This is a genomic window from Streptomyces sp. NPDC048277, from assembly GCF_040652235.1.
Lineage (GTDB): Bacteria > Actinomycetota > Actinomycetes > Streptomycetales > Streptomycetaceae > Streptomyces.
The window spans coordinates 477,987-496,754 of record NZ_JBEZLQ010000002.1 but is presented as its reverse complement, the minus strand read 5'-3'; the positions used below and the strand labels follow the sequence as shown (position 1 = coordinate 496,754).

17 protein-coding genes are annotated in these 18,768 nt (G+C 70.0%); 6 read left to right on the top strand and 11 right to left on the bottom strand.

The window, feature by feature from the left end:
* Positions 1-25 precede the first annotated feature (25 nt).
* Positions 26-1,045: a COX15/CtaA family protein gene (locus tag AB0D85_RS06905; protein ID WP_362314681.1), complete on the top strand. Its 1,020-nt coding sequence runs from the start codon at positions 26-28 to the stop codon at positions 1,043-1,045.
* On the opposite strand, the gene AB0D85_RS06900 is transcribed toward AB0D85_RS06905, so the two are convergent.
* From AB0D85_RS06900 to AB0D85_RS06885, 4 genes are all read right to left on the bottom strand, one after another.
* Positions 1,000-1,740 carry a nucleotidyltransferase gene (locus tag AB0D85_RS06900; RefSeq protein ID WP_362314678.1) on the bottom strand — a complete coding sequence of 247 codons (741 nt, stop codon included), beginning with the start codon at positions 1,738-1,740 and terminating at the stop codon, positions 1,000-1,002. The two genes, AB0D85_RS06905 and AB0D85_RS06900, sit on opposite strands and share 46 nt — an antisense overlap.
* A 41-nt stretch (positions 1,741-1,781) precedes the next feature.
* Positions 1,782-2,888 carry an amidohydrolase family protein gene (locus AB0D85_RS06895; protein ID WP_362314675.1) on the bottom strand — a complete coding sequence of 369 codons (1,107 nt, stop codon included), beginning with the start codon at positions 2,886-2,888 and terminating at the stop codon, positions 1,782-1,784.
* Between the two features lie 137 nt (positions 2,889-3,025).
* A complete protein-coding gene (locus tag AB0D85_RS06890) occupies positions 3,026-3,346 on the bottom strand; it encodes a hypothetical protein (protein WP_362314672.1) in 321 nt (106 codons plus the stop codon).
* A gap of 55 nt (positions 3,347-3,401) precedes the next feature.
* Entirely contained in the window at positions 3,402-4,355 is a 954-nt protein-coding gene (locus AB0D85_RS06885) for a heme o synthase (protein ID WP_362315233.1), read from the bottom strand.
* Positions 4,356-4,745: 390 nt separating this feature from the next.
* On the opposite strand from AB0D85_RS06885, the gene tkt reads away from it, so the two are divergent.
* Genes tkt through pgl form a run of 5 tightly spaced genes read left to right on the top strand, consistent with a single transcriptional unit; the run spans position 4,746 to position 11,400 of the window.
* A complete protein-coding gene (tkt, locus tag AB0D85_RS06880; protein WP_362314669.1) occupies positions 4,746-6,833 on the top strand; it encodes a transketolase in 2,088 nt (695 codons plus the stop codon).
* Positions 6,834-6,866: 33 nt separating this feature from the next.
* Entirely contained in the window at positions 6,867-7,985 is a 1,119-nt protein-coding gene (gene tal, locus AB0D85_RS06875; protein ID WP_362314666.1) for a transaldolase, read from the top strand.
* A gap of 3 nt (positions 7,986-7,988) precedes the next feature.
* Entirely contained in the window at positions 7,989-9,512 is a 1,524-nt protein-coding gene (zwf, locus tag AB0D85_RS06870; protein ID WP_362315230.1) for a glucose-6-phosphate dehydrogenase, read from the top strand.
* Positions 9,509-10,621, top strand: a complete 1,113-nt coding sequence (gene opcA / locus AB0D85_RS06865) for a glucose-6-phosphate dehydrogenase assembly protein OpcA (RefSeq protein WP_362314663.1) — start codon at positions 9,509-9,511, stop codon at positions 10,619-10,621. The genes zwf and opcA overlap by 4 nt, the downstream gene beginning before the upstream one ends.
* Positions 10,618-11,400 carry a 6-phosphogluconolactonase gene (gene pgl, locus AB0D85_RS06860; RefSeq protein WP_362314660.1) on the top strand — a complete coding sequence of 261 codons (783 nt, stop codon included), beginning with the start codon at positions 10,618-10,620 and terminating at the stop codon, positions 11,398-11,400. Before opcA ends, pgl begins: the two co-directional genes overlap by 4 nt.
* Positions 11,401-11,475: 75 nt before the next feature.
* Here the strand turns inward: pgl and pgi are convergent, their stop codons facing one another.
* The 7 genes from pgi to gap all read right to left on the bottom strand — a co-directional run bounded on the left by pgi (position 11,476) and on the right by gap (position 18,669).
* Positions 11,476-13,128 (bottom strand): glucose-6-phosphate isomerase, encoded by a 1,653-nt coding sequence (gene pgi / locus AB0D85_RS06855; protein WP_362314657.1) that lies wholly within the window; start codon positions 13,126-13,128, stop codon positions 11,476-11,478.
* 72 nt (positions 13,129-13,200) lie between these two features.
* The gene (locus tag AB0D85_RS06850; protein WP_362315227.1) at positions 13,201-14,394 is read right to left on the bottom strand and encodes an MFS transporter; all 1,194 of its coding nucleotides are present in this window, start codon (positions 14,392-14,394) and stop codon (positions 13,201-13,203) included.
* Between the two features lie 185 nt (positions 14,395-14,579).
* Complete coding sequence (locus AB0D85_RS06845) at positions 14,580-14,915, bottom strand: RNA polymerase-binding protein RbpA (RefSeq protein WP_003976875.1); 336 nt, start codon at positions 14,913-14,915, stop codon at positions 14,580-14,582.
* 210 nt (positions 14,916-15,125) lie between these two features.
* Positions 15,126-15,356, bottom strand: coding sequence for a preprotein translocase subunit SecG (gene secG, locus AB0D85_RS06840; RefSeq protein ID WP_046733461.1), 231 nt, complete (start codon positions 15,354-15,356; stop codon positions 15,126-15,128).
* A gap of 137 nt (positions 15,357-15,493) precedes the next feature.
* Entirely contained in the window at positions 15,494-16,270 is a 777-nt protein-coding gene (gene tpiA / locus AB0D85_RS06835) for a triose-phosphate isomerase (RefSeq protein WP_362314654.1), read from the bottom strand.
* Positions 16,271-16,276: 6 nt separating this feature from the next.
* Positions 16,277-17,488 carry a phosphoglycerate kinase gene (locus AB0D85_RS06830; RefSeq protein WP_362314651.1) on the bottom strand — a complete coding sequence of 404 codons (1,212 nt, stop codon included), beginning with the start codon at positions 17,486-17,488 and terminating at the stop codon, positions 16,277-16,279.
* A 173-nt stretch (positions 17,489-17,661) separates the two neighbouring features.
* Positions 17,662-18,669 (bottom strand): type I glyceraldehyde-3-phosphate dehydrogenase, encoded by a 1,008-nt coding sequence (gene gap / locus AB0D85_RS06825; protein ID WP_362314649.1) that lies wholly within the window; start codon positions 18,667-18,669, stop codon positions 17,662-17,664.
* Between the last annotated feature and the right edge of the window lie 99 nt (positions 18,670-18,768).

Here is an 18,768-nt window from a genome sequence, read left to right as displayed (position 1 = left end):
ACGCATGCACAAGCGGCGCCCTACGATGGTGCGCGTGCCAAAGCTGACCCCCGCCGACGCCGTAGCCGCTCTGCGCAACCCGCTCGCCTTCATCGCCGCCCGCTGGACCCCGGATCCCCGGACCGTCCGGCGTGCGGCCCTCGCCGCGCTCGTCATGTCGGTGGTCATCGTGGTCACCGGTGGCGCGGTACGCCTCACCGGCTCGGGCCTCGGCTGCCCGACCTGGCCCGAGTGCACCGCCGGCTCGCTGACCCCGACGACCGCGCTGAGCTATCACAGCGCCATCGAGTTCACGAACCGCATGCTGACGTACGTGCTGTGCGCGGCGGTCGGCTGGGCGATCATCGCCGCCCGGTCCGAGAAGCCGTACCGGCGCAGTCTGACCCGGCTGGGCTGGGCGCAGTTCTGGCTCGTGATGAGCAACGCGATCCTCGGCGGCATCGTGGTGCTCGTCGGCCTCAACCCGTACACCGTCGCCGCCCACTTCCTGCTGGCGACGGCGCTCATCACGGTCGCCGCCGTGATGTGGCAGCGCACCCGCGAGGGTGACGGGGAGCCGCGGCCGCTGGTCGGCAAGGCCGTGCAGCAGCTGGTCCGGGCCCTGGTGGTCGTGTCGTTGCTGCTCATCGCCGCGGGCACGGTGGTGACCGGCGCGGGACCGCACCCGGGCGACTCCGGCGACGTCGAGCGCATCGACGTCAGCTGGTCGGGCGTCGCCGAACTGCACGCGGTCCTGGCCTGGATCGTGGTCTCGCTGACCTTCGCGCTGTGGTTCTTCCTCAAGGGCATCGACGCACCCCAGGGACCGCGCGACCGCACCCGCGACCTGTTCCTGATCCTGCTCGGCCAGGGCGTGATCGGTTACGTCCAGTACTTCACGCATCTGCCGACGGTCCTGGTCGGCCTGCACATGTTCGGCTCCTGCCTGGTGTGGATCGGCGTACTGCGCGTCCTGCTGTCCCTGCGGGAACGCGCCGACGCCGTGGCCGACCTGCCCGCTCAGCCGTACGACGCCGTGAGCGCGTCGATCGCCGGGCCCAAGTAGTCCCGGGCCAGCCGGGCCCTGCGCGCCGTCCACTCCTCGGTGGGCGGCGCGGGGTCGCCGTAACGGCGCCGGCGGACGTCCTCGACGACCTCGGCGGGGGCGCCCAGGCCGGGCAGCAGGTCGAGTGCCTCGCGTTTGGAGATGAGGCGGCCCTCGCGTGCGGTGACGGTGGCGCGGGCGAAGGTGATCAGGCCCAGGTCGACCCAGACGTCCCGGGTCCACAGCGGGGCCTTGTCGACGACGGGCCGCCAGTAGTCCCGCTGGTCGCGGAGGACGTGGTCGGCGAGTTCCCGGTCCGTCACCGGCGGCAGCAGCCCGGCGGGCGGCCGTCCGTCCAGCACCCGTCCGAAGGCGTGCAGCTCACGCCGGGTCACCGGGCTGACCGGCCGTCTGAACAGTTGCCCGTACGCGAAGGTCAGATGGGTCCGGGCGGGGTCGGCCGCCGTCGACGGGGTCAGATAGGTGCAGTGCAGCACGGGGGCGAGCGGCAGCGCGCGCAGCCGGGCGTGTGCCACGGCGACCTTCCAGACGACCGCCGGGGTCACCCGGCCCGGCAGCACCGCGACCAGGTCCAGGTCGCTGCGGCCCTCCTGGTAGTCGTCGCCCGCGGCGAGCGAGCCGTGCGCCCAGACGGCGACCGGGTCCAGGGCTGTCAGCTCGTGGCGGAAACGGGCCAATAACGTCTCGGTCTGCATCCGCCCAGTCTGTACAGCTCGCTCCAGCCCGTACACCCGTTTCACTCCAGCCCGTAGACCCGCTTCGCGTTTCCCGCCGCGATCAGTCCGGCCACGCGCTGGGCGTCGGCGAGCGACCACGCGTCCTCGGCCACCCAGGTGCCCAGCACCCGTCCGAGGGACTCGCGGAAGAGGCGGGCGCCGACGACGTGCAGTTCGGGCAGGCCGTGGGCGCCGCTGGAGAAGAGGATCTTGCCGAAGGGGGCCAGTTCCAGGATCTCGGCGAGGATCGTCGCCGCGCGGGCGCCGGTGCGGACCAGGGCCGCGCCCGAGTCGGCGTAGACGTGCGGGAAGACGCCGGCGAGGTGGGCGGCGTGGCGGTGGTAGGGGTAGCCGTGCAGCAGGACCAGGTCGGTGCCGAGGCCCGCGGTGGCCCGGACGAAGTCGGTGAGCAGGACCGGGTCGGTACGGTCGATCCGGGCGCCGGGCTCGCCGAGACCCGCGTGCAGCTGGAGGGGGCGGCCGGACGCCACGGCGATCCAGAGCAGGTGGCGCAGCAGAACCGGGTCGGTCAGCTCGCCGCCGACCGGGCGGGCCGCCAGCCAGCGGCCTGCCGCGCCTCTCACCTCACCGGGGCCGGGCGGCTCGGGAGCCAGCGCCAGTCCATGGCGGAGACCGGCGACCGAGGTGAAGGCGACCGCGTTCGCCGCCGCGCCGTGCACCGACTCGGCGAGGTTGGCGAGGAAGGACTCGACGGTGCCGGAGGTGTCGGCGACCTGCTCCGCGAGCAGTTCCAGACGGACGATCTCGCGGGCCTCCGCGTCGCCGGTCGAGGCCATTTCGGCGGGGCCGGTGAGGTCGCCGGGGAGGCCGGTGTCGACGAGGTAGGTGGTGATGCCGCTGCCGCGCAGGAGACGGCGGCCCGTCTCCAGGACGCCCAGCTCGCGACGCCGGGCCAGGTAGCGGGCGGGCGCGGAGTGGGGTTCGAGGCCGAGGAGCGGGGGGCACCAGCGCCGTACGGCGAAACCGGTCTGGGTGTCGAAGAGGGTGGTGCCGGGGGCCGGGGGGCCTTCGGTGCGGGCGAGCTGGGCCTCGAAGGTGCCCAGGCCCAGCTCGGTGCGGAGCACTCCGTGGCAGTACTGGTCCACCAGGGACGGCGTTTCGATCATCCGGGCTCCCGTGTGGACGGCTACTTAACCGTCTTAACGGGGGAACCGGGATGGAGGTCGCGGTGTGCGGTCGTTCTTCGGCCGCAGCCCGGTGGGGGCTGGTCGCGCAGTTCCCTGCGCCCTGACGGGGCGCTGAATCAGCCGCCGATCTGGATGCCGGCCATGCGCTTCCACTCGTACGGGCCCGTCTGTACCTTCGCCGCGAACTCGCCGTCGAAGGACTCGTGGACGGTGATGCCCGCCTTCTCCACCGCCTGCCGGGCGATCTCGGTGCTCGGGGCCACCAGGTCGCCCCAGCCGCCGTCCTCGCCGACGAGGACGATGCGTGCGCCGCGTTCGCCGATGTGGGCCACCTGGCCCTCGGCGCCGCCGTGCGCCTTGGCGAAGGTGTCGATCTGCTTGGCGAGGCGCGCCACCTTGCGCTCGGCCTTCTGGTCAACCTGCTGCGTGTCTGCCATGGTCAGGATGCTACCGACGGGTAGATCGCTTGGCGACGTATGGGGCGAGTGACCCTTACCTCAGGAAGGGGTCCACCGCCACCGCCACGAAGAGCAGCGAGACGTAGGTGATGGACCAGTGGAACAGGCGCATCTCCTTGAGCTTCCCGCCCGTCGCCTCGGCCTTCGCGCGGTTCTGCAGGGCGTGCGCCTCCCACAGCCACCAGCCGCCCGCCGCGAGCGCGACCAGGGTGTAGAACCAGCCGGTGTAGCCGAGGGGGGTGAGGAGCAGGGAGACGGCGACCATCACCCAGCTGTAGATGACGATCTGCTTGGCGACCACCTTGTTGGAGGCGACGACCGGGAGCATCGGCACGCCCACGCGCGCGTAGTCGTCCTTCACCTTCATGGACAGCGGCCAGTAGTGCGGCGGCGTCCAGAAGAAGATGACCAGGAAGAGGATGACCGGGGCGATCGAGAGCGAGTCCGTCACCGCGGACCAGCCGATGAGCACCGGCATGCAGCCCGCGATGCCGCCCCACACGATGTTCTGCGCGGTACGGCGCTTGAGGATCATCGTGTAGACGACGACGTAGAAGAGGAGCGCTCCGAGTGACAGCCAGGCGCTCAGCCAGTTGACGGCGAACCCGAACAGCAGTGTGGAGACGACCGCCAGGGTGATGCCGAAGGCGAGGCACTCGCGCGGGCTGACCATGCCGGTCACCAGCGGACGCTGCGAGGTGCGGTCCATCAGCGCGTCGATGTCCCGGTCGATGTACATGTTGAGCGCGTTGGCGCCGCCGGCGGACAGGTAGCCGCCGAGGCAGGTGAGCAGCACCAGCTTCAGGTCGGGCACACCCTGCTGCGCCAGGAACATCACCGGAACCGTGGTGATGAGCAGAAGCTCGATGATCCGTGGCTTGGTCAGCGCCACGAAAGCTTTGACACGGGCCCCGAACGGCCGGTGACTCGGGCTCTCGCTCGCACCGAGTACCCCCGCTGGACGGGATTCGACGGCCGTCACGCACACCCCTGACAGAGACATCCCAGCGAGCCCCGCCGTGTGAACTCACGGTAAAGGCTCGCGCGTACCACGCCACTTTAGACGTTGCCCATACCCCGACCTTCGCGGGGGTGGGGTCGTGTTGGGAGGCGTCTCGGGAGAGGGGTGGGGTGGCTCGATTGAGCAGTCAGATGAGCGGCTGCGTATTCAACTGCATTCGAGTGCCGACATGCCTTCTCGGCCAGTCGGGAGGCGGATCCCCGAGAGTCCCGGCAGTCTGGAAACACTCGAAAAAATGCACGTCCTTACGGGGGTAGGCTCGACAACGGCCGGTGGGCACCCAGTGCGCCGGCAGCCGGTGTGGGCGTGTGCCCGTGAGCCGGTAACCGAACATGTGGAGAGGAGCCCTGACTCAGGGTGAGCACCAAGCCGACCACCACAGACCTCGACTGGACCGAGTTGGACCAGCGGGCCGTCGACACCGCCCGCGTCCTGGCCGCCGACGCCGTACAGAAGGTCGGCAACGGCCATCCGGGTACGGCGATGAGCCTGGCCCCGGCCGCGTACACCCTCTTCCAGAAGGTGATGCGGCACGACCCGTCCGACCCCGACTGGGTGGGCCGCGACCGCTTCGTGCTGTCTGCCGGTCACTCGTCGCTGACCCTCTACACACAGCTCTACCTGGCCGGTTTCGGCCTGGAGCTGGCGGACCTGGAAGCGTTCCGCACCTGGGGTTCGAAGACCCCGGGCCATCCGGAGTACGGCCACACCAGGGGCGTGGAGACCACCACCGGTCCGCTGGGCCAGGGGGTTGCCAACGCCGTCGGGATGGCGATGGCCTCCCGCTACGAGCGTGGTCTGTTCGACCCGGAGGCGCCGCAGGGCGAGTCGCCCTTCGACCACTTCATCTACTGCATCGCCGGTGACGGCTGTCTGCAGGAGGGCATCTCCGCGGAGGCGTCCTCGATGGCCGGCCACCAGGAGCTCGGCAACCTGGTCCTGCTGTGGGACGACAACCACATCTCGATCGAGGGCGACACCGAGACGGCCGTGTCCGAGGACACCGTCAAGCGGTTCGAGGCGTACGGCTGGCATGTGCAGCGGATCGCCCCGAAGCCGGACGGCGACCTGGACCCGCACGCCCTCTACAACGCGATCGAGGCCGCGAAGAAGGTGACGGACAAGCCGTCCTTCATCGCGATGCGCTCGATCATCGCCTGGCCCGCCCCGAACGCGCAGAACACCGAGGCCGCCCACGGCTCGGCGCTGGGTGCGGACGAGGTCGCGGCCACCAAGCGCGTCCTGGGCTTCGATGCGGAGAAGAGCTTCGACGTCGCCGAGGAGGTCATCGCGCACACCCGGCAGGCCGGCGAGCGCGGCGCGGCCGCGAAGGCGGAGTGGGAGAAGTCCTTCCAGCTGTGGCGTGACAACAACGGCGAGCGCGCCGCGGAGTTCGACCGCATCTCCGCGGGCGAGCTGCCCAGGGGCTGGGAGGAGAAGGTCCCGGTCTTCGAGCCCGGCAAGGGCATCGCGACCCGTGCCGCCTCCGGCAAGGTGCTCCAGGCGCTCGGCGCGATCGTCCCCGAGCTGTGGGGCGGTTCCGCCGACCTGGCCGGGTCGAACAACACGACCATCGACAAGGACAGCTCGTTCCTGCCGGCGGACAACCCGCTGCCGGAGGCGGACCCGTACGGGCGCACCATCCACTTCGGTATCCGCGAGCACTCCATGGCCGCGGAGATGAACGGCATCACCCTGCACGGCAACACCCGTGTCTACGGCGGTACGTTCCTGGTGTTCTCCGACTACATGCGCAACGCCGTGCGCCTGTCGGCGCTGATGCACCTGCCGGTGACGTACGTGTGGACCCACGACTCCATCGGTCTCGGCGAGGACGGCCCCACCCACCAGCCGGTCGAGCACCTCGCCTCGCTGCGCGCCATCCCCGGTCTCAACGTCGTGCGTCCCGCCGACGCCAACGAGACCGCGATCGCCTGGCGCGAGATCCTCCGCCGCTACACCAAGGTCTTCGGCAAGGGCGCCCCGCACGGTCTGGCGCTGACCCGCCAGGGCGTGCCGGTGTACGAGTCCAACGAGGACACCGTCAAGGGCGGTTACGTCCTCTTCGAGGCGTCGAACGGCACCCCCGAGGTCATCCTCATCGCCACCGGTTCCGAGGTGCACGTCGCCGTCGAGGCGCGCGAGCGGCTGGAGGCCGACGGCGTGCCCACGCGCGTCGTGTCGATGCCGTGCGTGGAGTGGTTCGAGGAGCAGGACCAGGGGTACCGGGACAGCGTCCTGCCGCCGTCCGTCAAGGCGCGTGTGTCGGTCGAGGCGGGTATCGGCCTCACCTGGCACAAGTACGTCGGGGACGCCGGCCGCATCGTTTCCCTGGAGCACTTCGGTGCTTCCGCCGACGGCAAGGTGCTCTTCCAGGAGTTCGGCTTCACTGCCGAGAACGTGGCCGCCAAGGCCCGGGAATCCATCGCCGCCGCCCAGCGCTGACGCTCATATACGACACGTAGGAGATGTAATTCCATGACAGACGCACTCAAGCGCCTCTCCGAGGAAGGCGTCGCGATCTGGCTGGACGACCTGTCGCGCAAGCGGATCACGTCCGGCAACCTCGCCGAGCTGATCGACCAGCAGCACGTCGTGGGCGTCACCACCAACCCGACGATCTTCCAGAAGGCGATCTCCTCCGGTGACGGCTACGAGCAGCAGGTCTCCGACCTCGCCGCCCGCAAGGTCACCGTCGAAGAGGCCATCCGCATGATCACCACGGCGGACGTCCGCGACGCCGCCGACATCCTGCGCCCGGTGTTCGACGCGACCGACGGCCAGGACGGCCGGGTCTCCATCGAGGTCGACCCGCGCCTGGCGCACCACACCAAGGCGACGGTCGCCGAGGCCAAGCAGCTGGCCTGGCTGGTGGACCGCCCCAACACCCTCATCAAGATCCCGGCCACCAAGGCGGGTCTCCCGGCGATCACCGAGGTCATCGGCCTCGGTATCAGCGTCAACGTCACGCTGATCTTCTCGCTGGAGCGTTACCGCGAGGTCATGGACGCCTACCTGGCCGGTCTGGAGAAGGCCAAGGAGCGCGGCCTCGACCTGTCGCTCATCCGTTCGGTGGCGTCGTTCTTCGTGTCCCGGGTGGACACCGAGATCGACAAGCGCCTGAACGAGCTGGGCACCGACGAGGCCAAGGCGCTGCGCGGCAAGGCCGCCGTCGCCAACGCGCGCCTCGCCTACCAGGCGTACGAGGAGGTCTTCTCCTCGGCCCGCTGGACCGCGCTGGAGTCCGCGGGCGCCCGCAAGCAGCGTCCGCTGTGGGCCTCCACCGGCGTCAAGGACCCGGCGTACAAGGACACCCTGTACGTCGACGACCTGGTCGCGCCGAACACGGTGAACACCATGCCGGAGGCCACCCTCGTCGCGGTCGAGGACCACGGCGGCATCACCGGCGACACGATCACCGGCACGTACGCCCAGGCCCGCGCCGACCTCGACGCCGTCGAGAAGCTCGGGATCTCGTACGACGACGTGGTCCAGGTCCTGGAGGACGAGGGCGTCGAGAAGTTCGAGGCGTCCTGGAACGACCTGCTCAAGTCGACCCAGGCGGTGCTGGAGCGCCTGACCCCCTCGGAGGGCTGAACCCTGTCAAGCAGCAACCCGCTGCGTGACCCCGCAGACCGACGGCTCCCGCGTATCGCGGGGCCGTCGGGCCTGGTCATCTTCGGCGTCACGGGCGACCTCTCCCGCAAGAAGCTCATGCCCGCCGTGTACGACCTCGCCAACCGGGGTCTGCTGCCGCCGGGCTTCTCCCTGGTCGGCTTCGCCCGCCGCGAGTGGGCCAACGAGGACTTCGCCGCCGAGGTCCACGACGCCGTCAAGGAACACGCCCGCACCCCGTTCCGCGAAGAGGTCTGGCAGCAGCTCATCCAGGGCATGCGCTTCGTCCAGGGCACCTTCGACGACGACGACGCCTTCGAACGCCTGCGCTCCACCATCGAGGAACTCGACAAGGCACAGGGCACCGGCGGCAACTTCGCCTTCTACCTCTCCGTGCCCCCACGCTCCTTCCCGGTCGTCATCCAGCAGCTGAAGAAACACGGCCTGGCCGACCAGACCGGCGGCTCCTGGCGCCGCGCGGTCATCGAGAAACCCTTCGGCCACGACCTCAAGTCGGCCGAGGAACTCAACAAGGTCGTCCACGAGGTCTTCGAACCGGACCAGGTGTTCCGGATCGACCACTACCTCGGCAAGGAGACCGTCCAGAACATCCTCGCACTGCGCTTCGCCAACACCATGTTCGAGCCGATCTGGAACCGGTCCTTCGTCGACCACGTCCAGATCACCATGGCCGAGGACATCGGCATCGGCGGCCGCGCCGGCTACTACGACGGCATCGGCGCCGCCCGCGACGTCATCCAGAACCACCTCCTCCAGCTCATGGCGCTGACCGCCATGGAGGAACCGTCCTCCTTCGACGCGGACGCACTGGCCGCCGAGAAGACCAAGGTCCTCGGCGCCGTCCGGCTCCCCAAAGACCTCGGCCGCGACACCGTGCGCGGACAGTACGCGGCCGGCTGGCAGGGCGGCGAGAAAGTCATCGGCTACCTCGAAGAGGACGGCATCAACGCCCAGTCGAAGACCGACACCTACGCCGCCATCAAGGTCGAGGTCGACAACCGCCGCTGGGCGGGCGTCCCCTTCTACCTGCGCACCGGCAAACGCCTCGGCCGCCGCGTCACCGAGATCGCGGTCGTCTTCCAAAGGGCCCCGCACTCCCCCTTCGACCACACCGCCACCGAGGAACTCGGGCAGAACGCCGTCGTCATCCGCGTCCAGCCCGACGAGGGCATCACCGTCCGCTTCGGCTCCAAGGTCCCCGGCACCTCCATGGAGATCCGGGACGTCTCGATGGACTTCGCCTACGGCGAGTCCTTCACCGAGTCCTCCCCCGAGGCCTACGAACGCCTGATCCTGGACGTGCTGCTCGGCGACGCCAACCTCTTCCCGCGCACCGAGGAGGTCGAGCTGTCCTGGAAGATCCTCGACCCGATCGAGGAACACTGGGACCAGCACGGCAGGCCCGCCCAGTACAAGTCGGGCACCTGGGGCCCCGCCGAGGCCGACGAGATGCTCGCACGAGAAGGACGGAGCTGGCGCCGGCCATGAAAACAGACCTCACGGACACCACGGCCGGCAAGGTCAACAAGGCACTGGTACAGGGCCGCCGCGCCATCGGCACCCCCGCCGTGGGCATGGTCCTCACCCTCGTCATCGTCACCGACGAGGAGAACGCCTACGACGCCCTCAAGGCCGCCGGCGACGCCTCGCACGAACACCCCTCGCGCACCCTGGTCGTCATCAAGCGCGTCTCCCGCTCCCCCCGCGACCGCACGACGTCCCGCCTGGACGCCGAGGTCCGGGTGGGCGTGGACGCCGGCTCCGGCGAGACGGTCCTGCTCCGGCTGTTCGGCGAGGTCGCCGACCACGCCGACTCCGTCGTCCTGCCCCTGCTGCTGCCCGACGCACCGGTCGTCGTCTGGTGGCCGGTCAACGCCCCCATCGACCCCGCCAAGGACCCCCTCGGCGCCCTCGCCCAGCGCCGGGTCACCGACACCTACGCCTCCGAACAGCCGGTACGCGAACTGACCGCCCGCGCCGACACCTACACCCCCGGCGACACCGACCTCTCCTGGACCCGGATCACCCCCTGGCGCTCCATGCTGGCGGCGGCCCTGGACCAGGTGGTCTGCGAGGTCAAGGCGGTCGAGGTGGAGGGCGAGGAGTTCAACCCGAGCTGCGAGCTGCTGGCGATGTGGCTCGCGGACCGGCTGGACGTCCCCGTCAAGCGGTCGCTGTCCTCCGGCCCGGGCCTGACGGCGGTCCGCCTGGAGACCAGCGAGGGCGCGATCGCGCTGGACCGCGCGGACGGCTCCCTCGCCACCCTGTCCATCGACGGTCAGCCGGACCGCGCGGTGGCGCTGAAGCGGCGGGAGACGGCCGAGCTGATCGCGGAGGAACTGCGCCGGCTCGACCCGGACGACACGTACGCGTCCGCGCTGCGGTTCGGCGTGGAGCGGCTGAACGCGTCGGCTTCGGCACCCACGGCTCCGGCCGTGGATCCCGCTCCGGCTCCGGTTCCCGCTACGACGGACCCGTCGCCCAAAGGAGAACGGGCCGTCGTCGGAACCGGGCTCGAAGCCGCTGCCGAGGCTCCCGCGACAGAATCGGCGACGCAGGAACCGCCACCGCTGAAGAAGAGGGCGAAGGCGACATGAGCACTCCCCAGCTGGTCGTGCACCACGACAAGGAGCTGATGGCGCAGGCCGCCGCGGCCCGCCTGATCACGAAGATCGTGGACGCCCAGGCCTCCCGGGGCGAGGCGTCCGTGGTCCTCACGGGCGGCCGCAACGGCAACGGCCTGCTCGCGGCCCTGGCCGCGGCACCGGCCAGGGACGCCATCGACTGGAGCCGGCTCGACCTGTGGTGGGGCGACGAGCGTTTCCTCCCCGAGGGCGACCCGGAACGCAATGTCACCCAGGCCCGCGAGGCCCTGCTCGACCAGGTCCCGGTGGACCCGAAGCGCGTGCACGCCATGCCCGCGTCGGACGGTCCCTGGGGTACGGACGTGGACGCGGCGGCCGAGGCCTACGCGGCGGAGCTGGCCCGTGCGGCCGGCCCCGAGAACCACGGCTCGGTGCCCACCTTCGACGTCCTGATGCTGGGCGTCGGGCCGGACACCCATGTGGCCTCGCTGTTCCCCGAGCTCCCCGCGGTCCGCGAGACGGAACGCACGGTGGTCGGTGTCCACGGGGCCCCCAAGCCCCCGCCGACCCGGGTCTCTCTCACGCTCCCCGCCATCCGGTCGGCCCGTGAGGTCTGGCTGCTGGCGGCGGGCGACGACAAGGCCGAGGCCGTCGCCATCGCCCTCTCGGGCGCGGGCGAGATCCAGGCCCCGGCGGCGGGCGCCCAGGGCCGACAGCGCACCCTGTGGCTCCTGGACTCGACGGCGGCGGCCCAGCTGCCGCGGTCGCTGTATCCGCCGGCTTCGCCCTGACGAAGCTCCGGAAGAACCCGTACGGCCGTTGGTGGCCGTACGGGTTTTTTCATGACCTCATGACCGCTGTCGGGCTCAGCGCCCGCGCAGCTCCCGGTACTTGGCGACCAGGGCCTTGCTGGACGCGTCGAGGCCCTCGACCTCGGCGCCCTCCGTCAGGGCCGGTTCCACGCGCTTGGCGAGGACCTTGCCGAGCTCCACGCCCCACTGGTCGAAGGAGTCGATGTTCCAGACGGCGCCCTGGGTGAAGACCTTGTGCTCGTAGAGGGCCACGAGCTGGCCGAGGACCGACGGGGTGAGTTCCTTCGCGAGGATGGTGGTCGTCGGGCGGTTGCCCTCGAAGGTCTTGTGCGGGACCAGTTCCTCCGCGACGCCCTCCGCGCGGACCTCGTCGGCGGTCTTGCCGAAGGCCAGCGCCTGGGTCTGGGCGAAGAAGTTCGCCATCAACAGGTCGTGCTGCGCCTTCAGTTCACCGCTGAGCTCCGCGACCGGCTCGGCGAACCCGATGAAGTCCGCCGGGATCAGCTTCGTGCCCTGGTGGATCAACTGGTAGTAGGCGTGCTGGCCGTTGGTGCCCGGCGTGCCCCAGACGACCGGGCCGGTGGTCCACTCGACCTCCTTGCCGTCCCGCGCCACGTGCTTGCCGTTGGACTCCATGTCCAGCTGCTGGAGGTAGGCGGTGAACTTGGAGAGGTAGTGGCTGTACGGCAGCACCGCGTGCGACTGGGCGTCGTGGAAGTTGTCGTACCAGATGCCCAACAGGCCCAGCAGGAGCGGGACGTTGGAGTCGGCGGGGGCGGTGCGGAAGTGCTCGTCGACCAGGTGGAAGCCGTCGAGCATCTCGCGGAAGCGGTCCGGGCCGATGGCGATCATCAGGGAGAGGCCGATGGCGGAGTCGTAGGAGTAGCGGCCGCCGACCCAGTCCCAGAACTCGAACATGTTGGCCGTGTCGATGCCGAAGTCCGACACCTTCTCGGAGTTCGTGGAGAGGGCCACGAAGTGCTTGGCGACGGCTTCCTGACCGGCCTTCAGTTCGCCGAGCACCCAGTTGCGGGCCGAGGTCGCGTTGGTGATCGTCTCGATCGTGGTGAACGTCTTGGAGGCGATGATGAACAGCGTCTCCGCCGCGTCCAGGTCACGGGTGGCCTCGTGCAGGTCGGCGCCGTCGACGTTGGAGACGAAGCGCACCGTCAGGTCGCGGTCGGTGAAGCTGCGCAGCACCTCGTAGGCCATGGCCGGACCGAGGTCGGAGCCGCCGATGCCGACGTTGACGATGTTGCGGATGCGCTTGCCGGTGTGGCCGGTCCACTCGCCGGAGCGGACGCGGTCGGCGAAGCCGCTCATCTTGTCCAGGACCGCGTGCACCTGGGGCACGACGTTCTCGCCGTCGACCTCGATCACCGCGTCGCGCGGGGCGCGCAGCGCCGTGTGCAGCACCGCGCGGTTCTCGGTGACGTTGATCTTCTCGCCGCGGAACATGGCGTCCCGCAGGCCGAAGACGTCGGTGGCGGCGGCCAGCTCGCGCAGCAGCCGCAGTGTGTCGTCGTTGACCAGGTGCTTCGAGTAGTCGACGTAGAGGTCGCCGACCTGGAGCGTGTAGCCCGTGCCGCGTCCCGGGTCCGCGGCGAACAGGTCCCGCAGATGGGTGTCGGCGAGCTCCTCCCGGTGCTTGGCGAGCGCGGTCCACTCGGGCGTCTGGTTGAGCCTGGTACGGCCGTCTGCGTTCATTCCGACTTCAGCCTTCTTCCTTGCACCTGTCCTGTGGCGTGCCCGCCCCGCTGCCGGTTCCAACCTAATTGATCAGCATGGGGCGCGGCCTGCTGTCGCGCCGTCCCGCGGCGCAACAACAGGTACGTCCGGCTTGCGCACCGGTATCAACGAGGTGACGGCCAGGCCGAAGAGGACGGCCGCCAGCAGCGCGGGTCCGTTCAGGCCGTACGCCGCGGCGACGGCTCCGCCGAGGAGGGCGCCGAGCGGCGCTCCGGACGTGGAGGAGGTGCGGAAGGCGGAGGCGACCCGGCCGGTCATCGACTCGGGCGCGCGTTGCTGCATCAGCGTGACCTGGTTGACGTTCCACACCATGTTCATCGCGCCGAGCAGCAGCATGCCGGCGACGAGGGCGCCGAGGTGCCGCACGGTACCCATGAGGACCAGGGACGATGTCTGGACGGTCCCGGCGACCAGCAGGGCGCGCACCCGGCCGGTGCGGCGGGCGATGCGCTGGGCGAGGAAGCCGCCGGTGATGCTGCCTGCTGAGTACGCGGTCACGGCGGCCGCGTATCCGGCGGTGCCGGCGTGCAGCCAGCGGGTCACATGCAGCACGAGGGTGGCGATGAGGGCGCCCATGCCGATGTTGCAGAGCAGGGTGGAGACGCAGACCGCCCGCAGGGCCCGGTCCTGCCACAGGGCGCGCAGACCCTCGCCGATCTCGGCGCGCAGGGTGCTGCCGACCGGGCGCGGCGGCCGCTCCGGCGGCCGTGTCCGCAGGGACGCGACCAGGGCGGCGGCCGCCAGGTAGGTGCTCGCGTCGGCCGCGAAGGGCATGAACGCGCCGGCCGTCAGCAACAGCGGCACCAGCGGGGCACCGAGCAGACCGCCCGCGATCTGCTGACCGGTCATCAGCCGGGCGTTGGCGCCGCCCAGGGCCTGGCGGTCCACGAGGGAGGGCAGCAGGGCCGTGGACGCGTTGTCGAAGAGCGTCTGAAGGGTCGTCAGCGCGAAGGCGAGCAGGAGCAGCAGCGGAATCGACGCGTGGCCGAGCCCCACGGCGAGCGCGAAGGCGGCCACGAGCAGCCCTCGTACGGTGTCGACGGCCCACATCGCGCGCCGCTGGTCCACCCGGTCCGCGACGGCACCGCCGAGCAGCCCGAACAGCAGCCACGGCACATAGCCGCAGGCGGTCACCGAGGCGATGGCGAGCGGGTCCTCGGTCAGGCGCGCGGCCAGCAGGGGCAGCGCGGACGTCCGTAACGCGTCCCCGAACCGGGAGACCACGGCGGCCGTCCACAGCCGTCCGAATCCCCCGCGCCACGCGGGTGCCCGCTCCCCCGTCGTCACCGCCGCCCCCTCACGATTCGCTGATGCACAAACCGTAGAGGGCGCCACTGACAACGGGCCGGGACCGGCCGCCCAGACAGCTCCGGCCAGGCGCCCTCGGGCACCCGGCCGGTTCTCAACTCCTAGATCTCGCCCCGCAGTTTGGCGAGCGCCTCGGCGAGGATCGCCTCGCCGTCCGCGTCGCTGCGCCGCTCCCGTACGTACGCGAGATGCGTCTTGTACGGCTCGGTGCGCGGCGGGTCCGGCGGGTTGTCCCGGTCCTGACCGGCCGGGAAGCCACAGCGCGGGCAGTCCCAGGTCTCGGGCACCTGCGCGTCGCTGGCGAAGCTCGGCTGCGTCTCGTGCCCGTTGGAGCACCAGAAGGAGATGCGCAGACGCGGCGCGGACTCGCCGCGCTCGGCCTCGCCCATCGGCCCCGCCCCGACCCGGCTACCTCGGATCGCGTTGCCACTTGCCACGGTCGTAACTCCCTGCGTGATGGTGCCGCGAAGCGAGTCGGCGTGTCGCTTCGTTGCGAGCGCCTCAGTCTACGTAAGGCCCAACGCGCGTCCAGTGGTGGGAGTTACCGCCCCCGCACCTAGACGCAAGCCCCATGATAGGCCGCGCTCAGGTGCGCGTACCGAACATGGGGCCTTACGTGCGGAATGTGCGTGTGTGCGAGTCGCGGATCAGCTGTTCGTCTTCATCAGCATGCCGAGGACGATGATGCACGCGAACCACAGCAGACCGATCACCACGGTGATCCGGTCCAGGTTGCGCTCGGCGACCGAGGAGCCGCCGACGGAGGACTGCATGCCGCCACCGAACATGTCGGAGAGGCCGCCGCCCTTGCCCTTGTGCATCAGCACCAGCAGCATCAGCAGCAGGCTGAAGACGATCAGGGCGATCGAGAACCCCAAAACCACGGCTGGACCAACTTCCTCGGATACGGATGGACTGCGGGGCCGGGGACTGTTTGAAGCTTCACGCTCCGGATAACAGCCTCGGCCCCGCAAGGGTACGACGGATCGCCGCTACCGCCTACTCACCGGTGTGCTCACTGATCGCGGAAGCGCACGATCTTGACGAACTCGTCGGCGTCCAGCGAGGCGCCGCCGACGAGGGCGCCGTCGATGTCGGCCTGCGCCATGATCTCGGCGACGTTGCCGGCCTTGACGGAGCCGCCGTACTGGATGCGGACCTGGTCGGCCAGCTCCTGGCTGTACAGCTCGGCGATCTTGGCACGGATCGCGGCGCACACCTCCTGGGCGTCCCCGGCACCGCAGACCTTGCCGGTGCCGATGGCCCAGACGGGCTCGTAGGCGATCACGATGGTCTCGGCCTGCTCGGCCGTGAGGTCCTTCAGCCCGCCCTCGACCTGGGCGAGGGTGTGGCTGACGTGGTTGCCGGCCTCGCGGACGTGGAGCTCCTCGCCGACGCACAGGATCGGGGTCAGGCCGTGCTTGTAGGCGGCCTTGACCTTGGCGTTGACGACGTCGTCCGTCTCGTTGTGGTACTGGCGGCGCTCGGAGTGGCCGACGACCACGTACGTGCACTTCAGCTTGGCCAGCATCGGGCCGGAGATCTCGCCGGTGTAGGCCCCGGAGTCGTGTGCCGAGATGTCCTGGGCACCGTACTTGATCTTGAGCTTGTCGCCGTCGACCAGGGTCTGCACGGAGCGCAGGTCGGTGAAGGGCGGCAGGACGGCGACCTCGACGGCCTCGTAGTCCTTGTCGGCCAGGGCGAAGGCGAGCTTCTGGACGTGCGCGATGGCCTCGAGGTGGTTGAGGTTCATCTTCCAGTTGCCCGCCATGATCGGCGTGCGAGTGGTCATGCGGGGTCAGTCCTCCAGTGCGGCGAGGCCGGGGAGCGTCTTGCCCTCGAGGTATTCGAGGGAGGCGCCGCCTCCGGTCGAGATGTGTCCGAACGCGTTCTCGTCGAAGCCGAGGATGCGCACGGCGGCGGCGGAGTCACCGCCGCCGACGACGGTGAAGCCCTCGGACTCGACGAGAGCCTGGGCGACCGCCCTGGTGCCCTCGGCGTAGTCGGGGTGCTCGAAGACACCCATCGGGCCGTTCCAGAAGACGGTCCGGGCGTCGGCGAGCTTCGCGGCGTACAGCTTGCCGCTCTCGGGGCCGATGTCGAGACCCATCTGGCCGGCCGGCATGGCGTCCGCGGCGACCGTGGCGGGGTTGGCCGGAGTCTTGGCGGACAGGTCCGGGAACTCGGGAGCGACGAGGGCGTCGACGGGCAGGACGAGCTCGACGCCCGTCTTCTCGGCGCGCTCGATGTACTCGGCGACCGTGGCGAGCTGGTCCTCCTGGAGGAGGGAGCTGCCGATCTCGTAGCCCTTGGCCTTCAGGAACGTGTACGCCATGCCGCCGCCGATGAGCAGGCGGTCGGCCTTGCCGAGCAGCTCGTCGATGACGGCGAGCTTGTCGGAGACCTTGGCGCCGCCGAGGGCGACGACGTAGGGCCGCTGGACGTCCTCGGTGAGCTGCTTGAGGACGCCGACCTCGGTGGCGATGAGGTGGCCGGCGTAGTGCGGCAGCCGGGCCGGCAGGTCGTAGACGGAGGCGTGCTTGCGGTGCACGGCGCCGAAGCCGTCGCCGACGTAGACGTCCGCGAGGGCGGCGAGCTGATCGGCGAACTCGCCGCGCTCGGTGTCGTCCTTCGCGGTCTCACCGGCGTTGAAGCGCAGGTTCTCGATGACGGCGACCTGGCCGGGCTGGAGGCCGTTGACGGCGTCGTGGGCGGCGGGGCCGACGGTGTCCTGCGCGAACGCGACCGGGGCGCCGAGGAGTTCGGCGAGCCGCTCGGCGGCCTGGAGCAGGGAGAACTTCGGGTCCGGGGCACCCTTGGGGCGGCCCAGGTGGGAGGCGACGACCACCTTGGCGCCCGCGTCGGCGAGGGCCTTGACGGTCGGCAGGACGGCGCGGATGCGGCCGTCGTCGGTGATGAGACCGTCGGCCATCGGCACGTTGAGGTCGGCGCGGACGAAGACCCGCTTGCCGTCGACTCCTTCGGCGAGGAGTTCGTCGATCGTCTTCATGGTTGGGGACTCCTCCAGGAGGGCTCTTGATCGTACGGGGGCTGACCGCACCGTATGACGTCGGGTCGAGGACCGGACGCCGTCGGGTCGATCCTTACGCGCGTCAGGGCTCGGACAGCGCGACCGTGCGCTGCCCGAGCCCTGCTACCGCATCGAGGTGCCTGCTCCGCAGATCAGAGCTGGTTGCCGACGAAGACCGTGAGGTCGACGAGGCGGTTCGAGTAGCCCCACTCGTTGTCGTACCAGCCGATGACCTTCACGTTCTTGCCGTCCTGGACCATGGTCAGGGACGAGTCGAAGGTGCAGGAGGCCGGCTCGTTGACGATGTCGGAGGAGACGATCGCGTCCTCGGTGTACTCGAGGAGGCCCTTGAGCTCGCCCTCGGCGGCCTTCTGGAAGGCGGCGTTGACCTCTTCCTTGGTGACCTCGCGGCCGAGCTCGACGACCAGGTCGGTGACCGAGCCGGTCGGGACCGGGACGCGCATGGCGATGCCGTCCAGCTTGCCCTTGAGCTGCGGCAGGACCAGGGCGGTGGCCTTGGCGGCACCGGTGGTGGTCGGGATGATGTTCTCGGCGGCGGCGCGGGCGCGACGCAGGTCCTTGTGCGGGAAGTCCAGGATGCGCTGGTCGTTGGTGTACGCGTGCACCGTCGTCATCAGACCCTTGACGATGCCGAAGTTCTCGTCGAGGACCTTCGCCATCGGCGCCACACAGTTGGTGGTGCAGGAGGCGTTGGAGATGACGTGGTGGCTGGCCGCGTCGTACTTGTCCTGGTTGACGCCCATCACGATGGTGATGTCCTCGTCGGTGGCCGGAGCCGAGATGAGGACCTTCTTGGCGCCGCCGGCGATGTGCTTCTCGGCGTCGGCCTTCTTCGTGAAGATGCCGGTCGACTCGATGACGATGTCGACGCCCAGCTCGCCCCAGGGGATGTCGGCGGGGTTGCGCTCGGACAGCACCTTGATGGTGTGGCCGTCGACGGTGATCGTGTCGGCGGTGTGCGACACCTCGGCCTTGAGGCGGCCCAGGATCGTGTCGTACTTCAGCAGGTGCGCGGTGGTCGCGGTGTCACCCAGGTCATTGACAGCCACGATCTCGATGTCAGCGCCCTGCTCCAGCAGCGCGCGGAAGTAGTTGCGACCGATACGACCGAAGCCGTTGATGCCTACGCGGATCGTCACGAACCGATCTCCTCGTTGGTACGCCGGCCATGCGGTGCCGGCGAGCTGTATTTGGGATGTCCCCGACCACCCACGACCCTACCTCCCTGAGGCTCCCCT

Coding starts and splice junctions, on each gene's coding strand:
- opcA (WP_362314663.1), top strand. CDS start 9,509: ATGAAAACAGACCTCACGGACACCACGGCCGGCAAGGTCAACAAGGCA.
- pgl (WP_362314660.1), top strand. CDS start 10,618: ATGAGCACTCCCCAGCTGGTCGTGCACCACGACAAGGAGCTGATGGCG.
- AB0D85_RS06830 (WP_362314651.1), bottom strand. CDS start 17,488: ATGAAGACGATCGACGAACTCCTCGCCGAAGGAGTCGACGGCAAGCGG.
- AB0D85_RS06890 (WP_362314672.1), bottom strand. CDS start 3,346: ATGGCAGACACGCAGCAGGTTGACCAGAAGGCCGAGCGCAAGGTGGCG.
- tpiA (WP_362314654.1), bottom strand. CDS start 16,270: ATGACCACTCGCACGCCGATCATGGCGGGCAACTGGAAGATGAACCTC.
- AB0D85_RS06900 (WP_362314678.1), bottom strand. CDS start 1,740: ATGCAGACCGAGACGTTATTGGCCCGTTTCCGCCACGAGCTGACAGCC.
- AB0D85_RS06905 (WP_362314681.1), top strand. CDS start 26: ATGGTGCGCGTGCCAAAGCTGACCCCCGCCGACGCCGTAGCCGCTCTG.
- pgi (WP_362314657.1), bottom strand. CDS start 13,128: ATGAACGCAGACGGCCGTACCAGGCTCAACCAGACGCCCGAGTGGACC.
- AB0D85_RS06895 (WP_362314675.1), bottom strand. CDS start 2,888: ATGATCGAAACGCCGTCCCTGGTGGACCAGTACTGCCACGGAGTGCTC.
- tal (WP_362314666.1), top strand. CDS start 6,867: ATGACAGACGCACTCAAGCGCCTCTCCGAGGAAGGCGTCGCGATCTGG.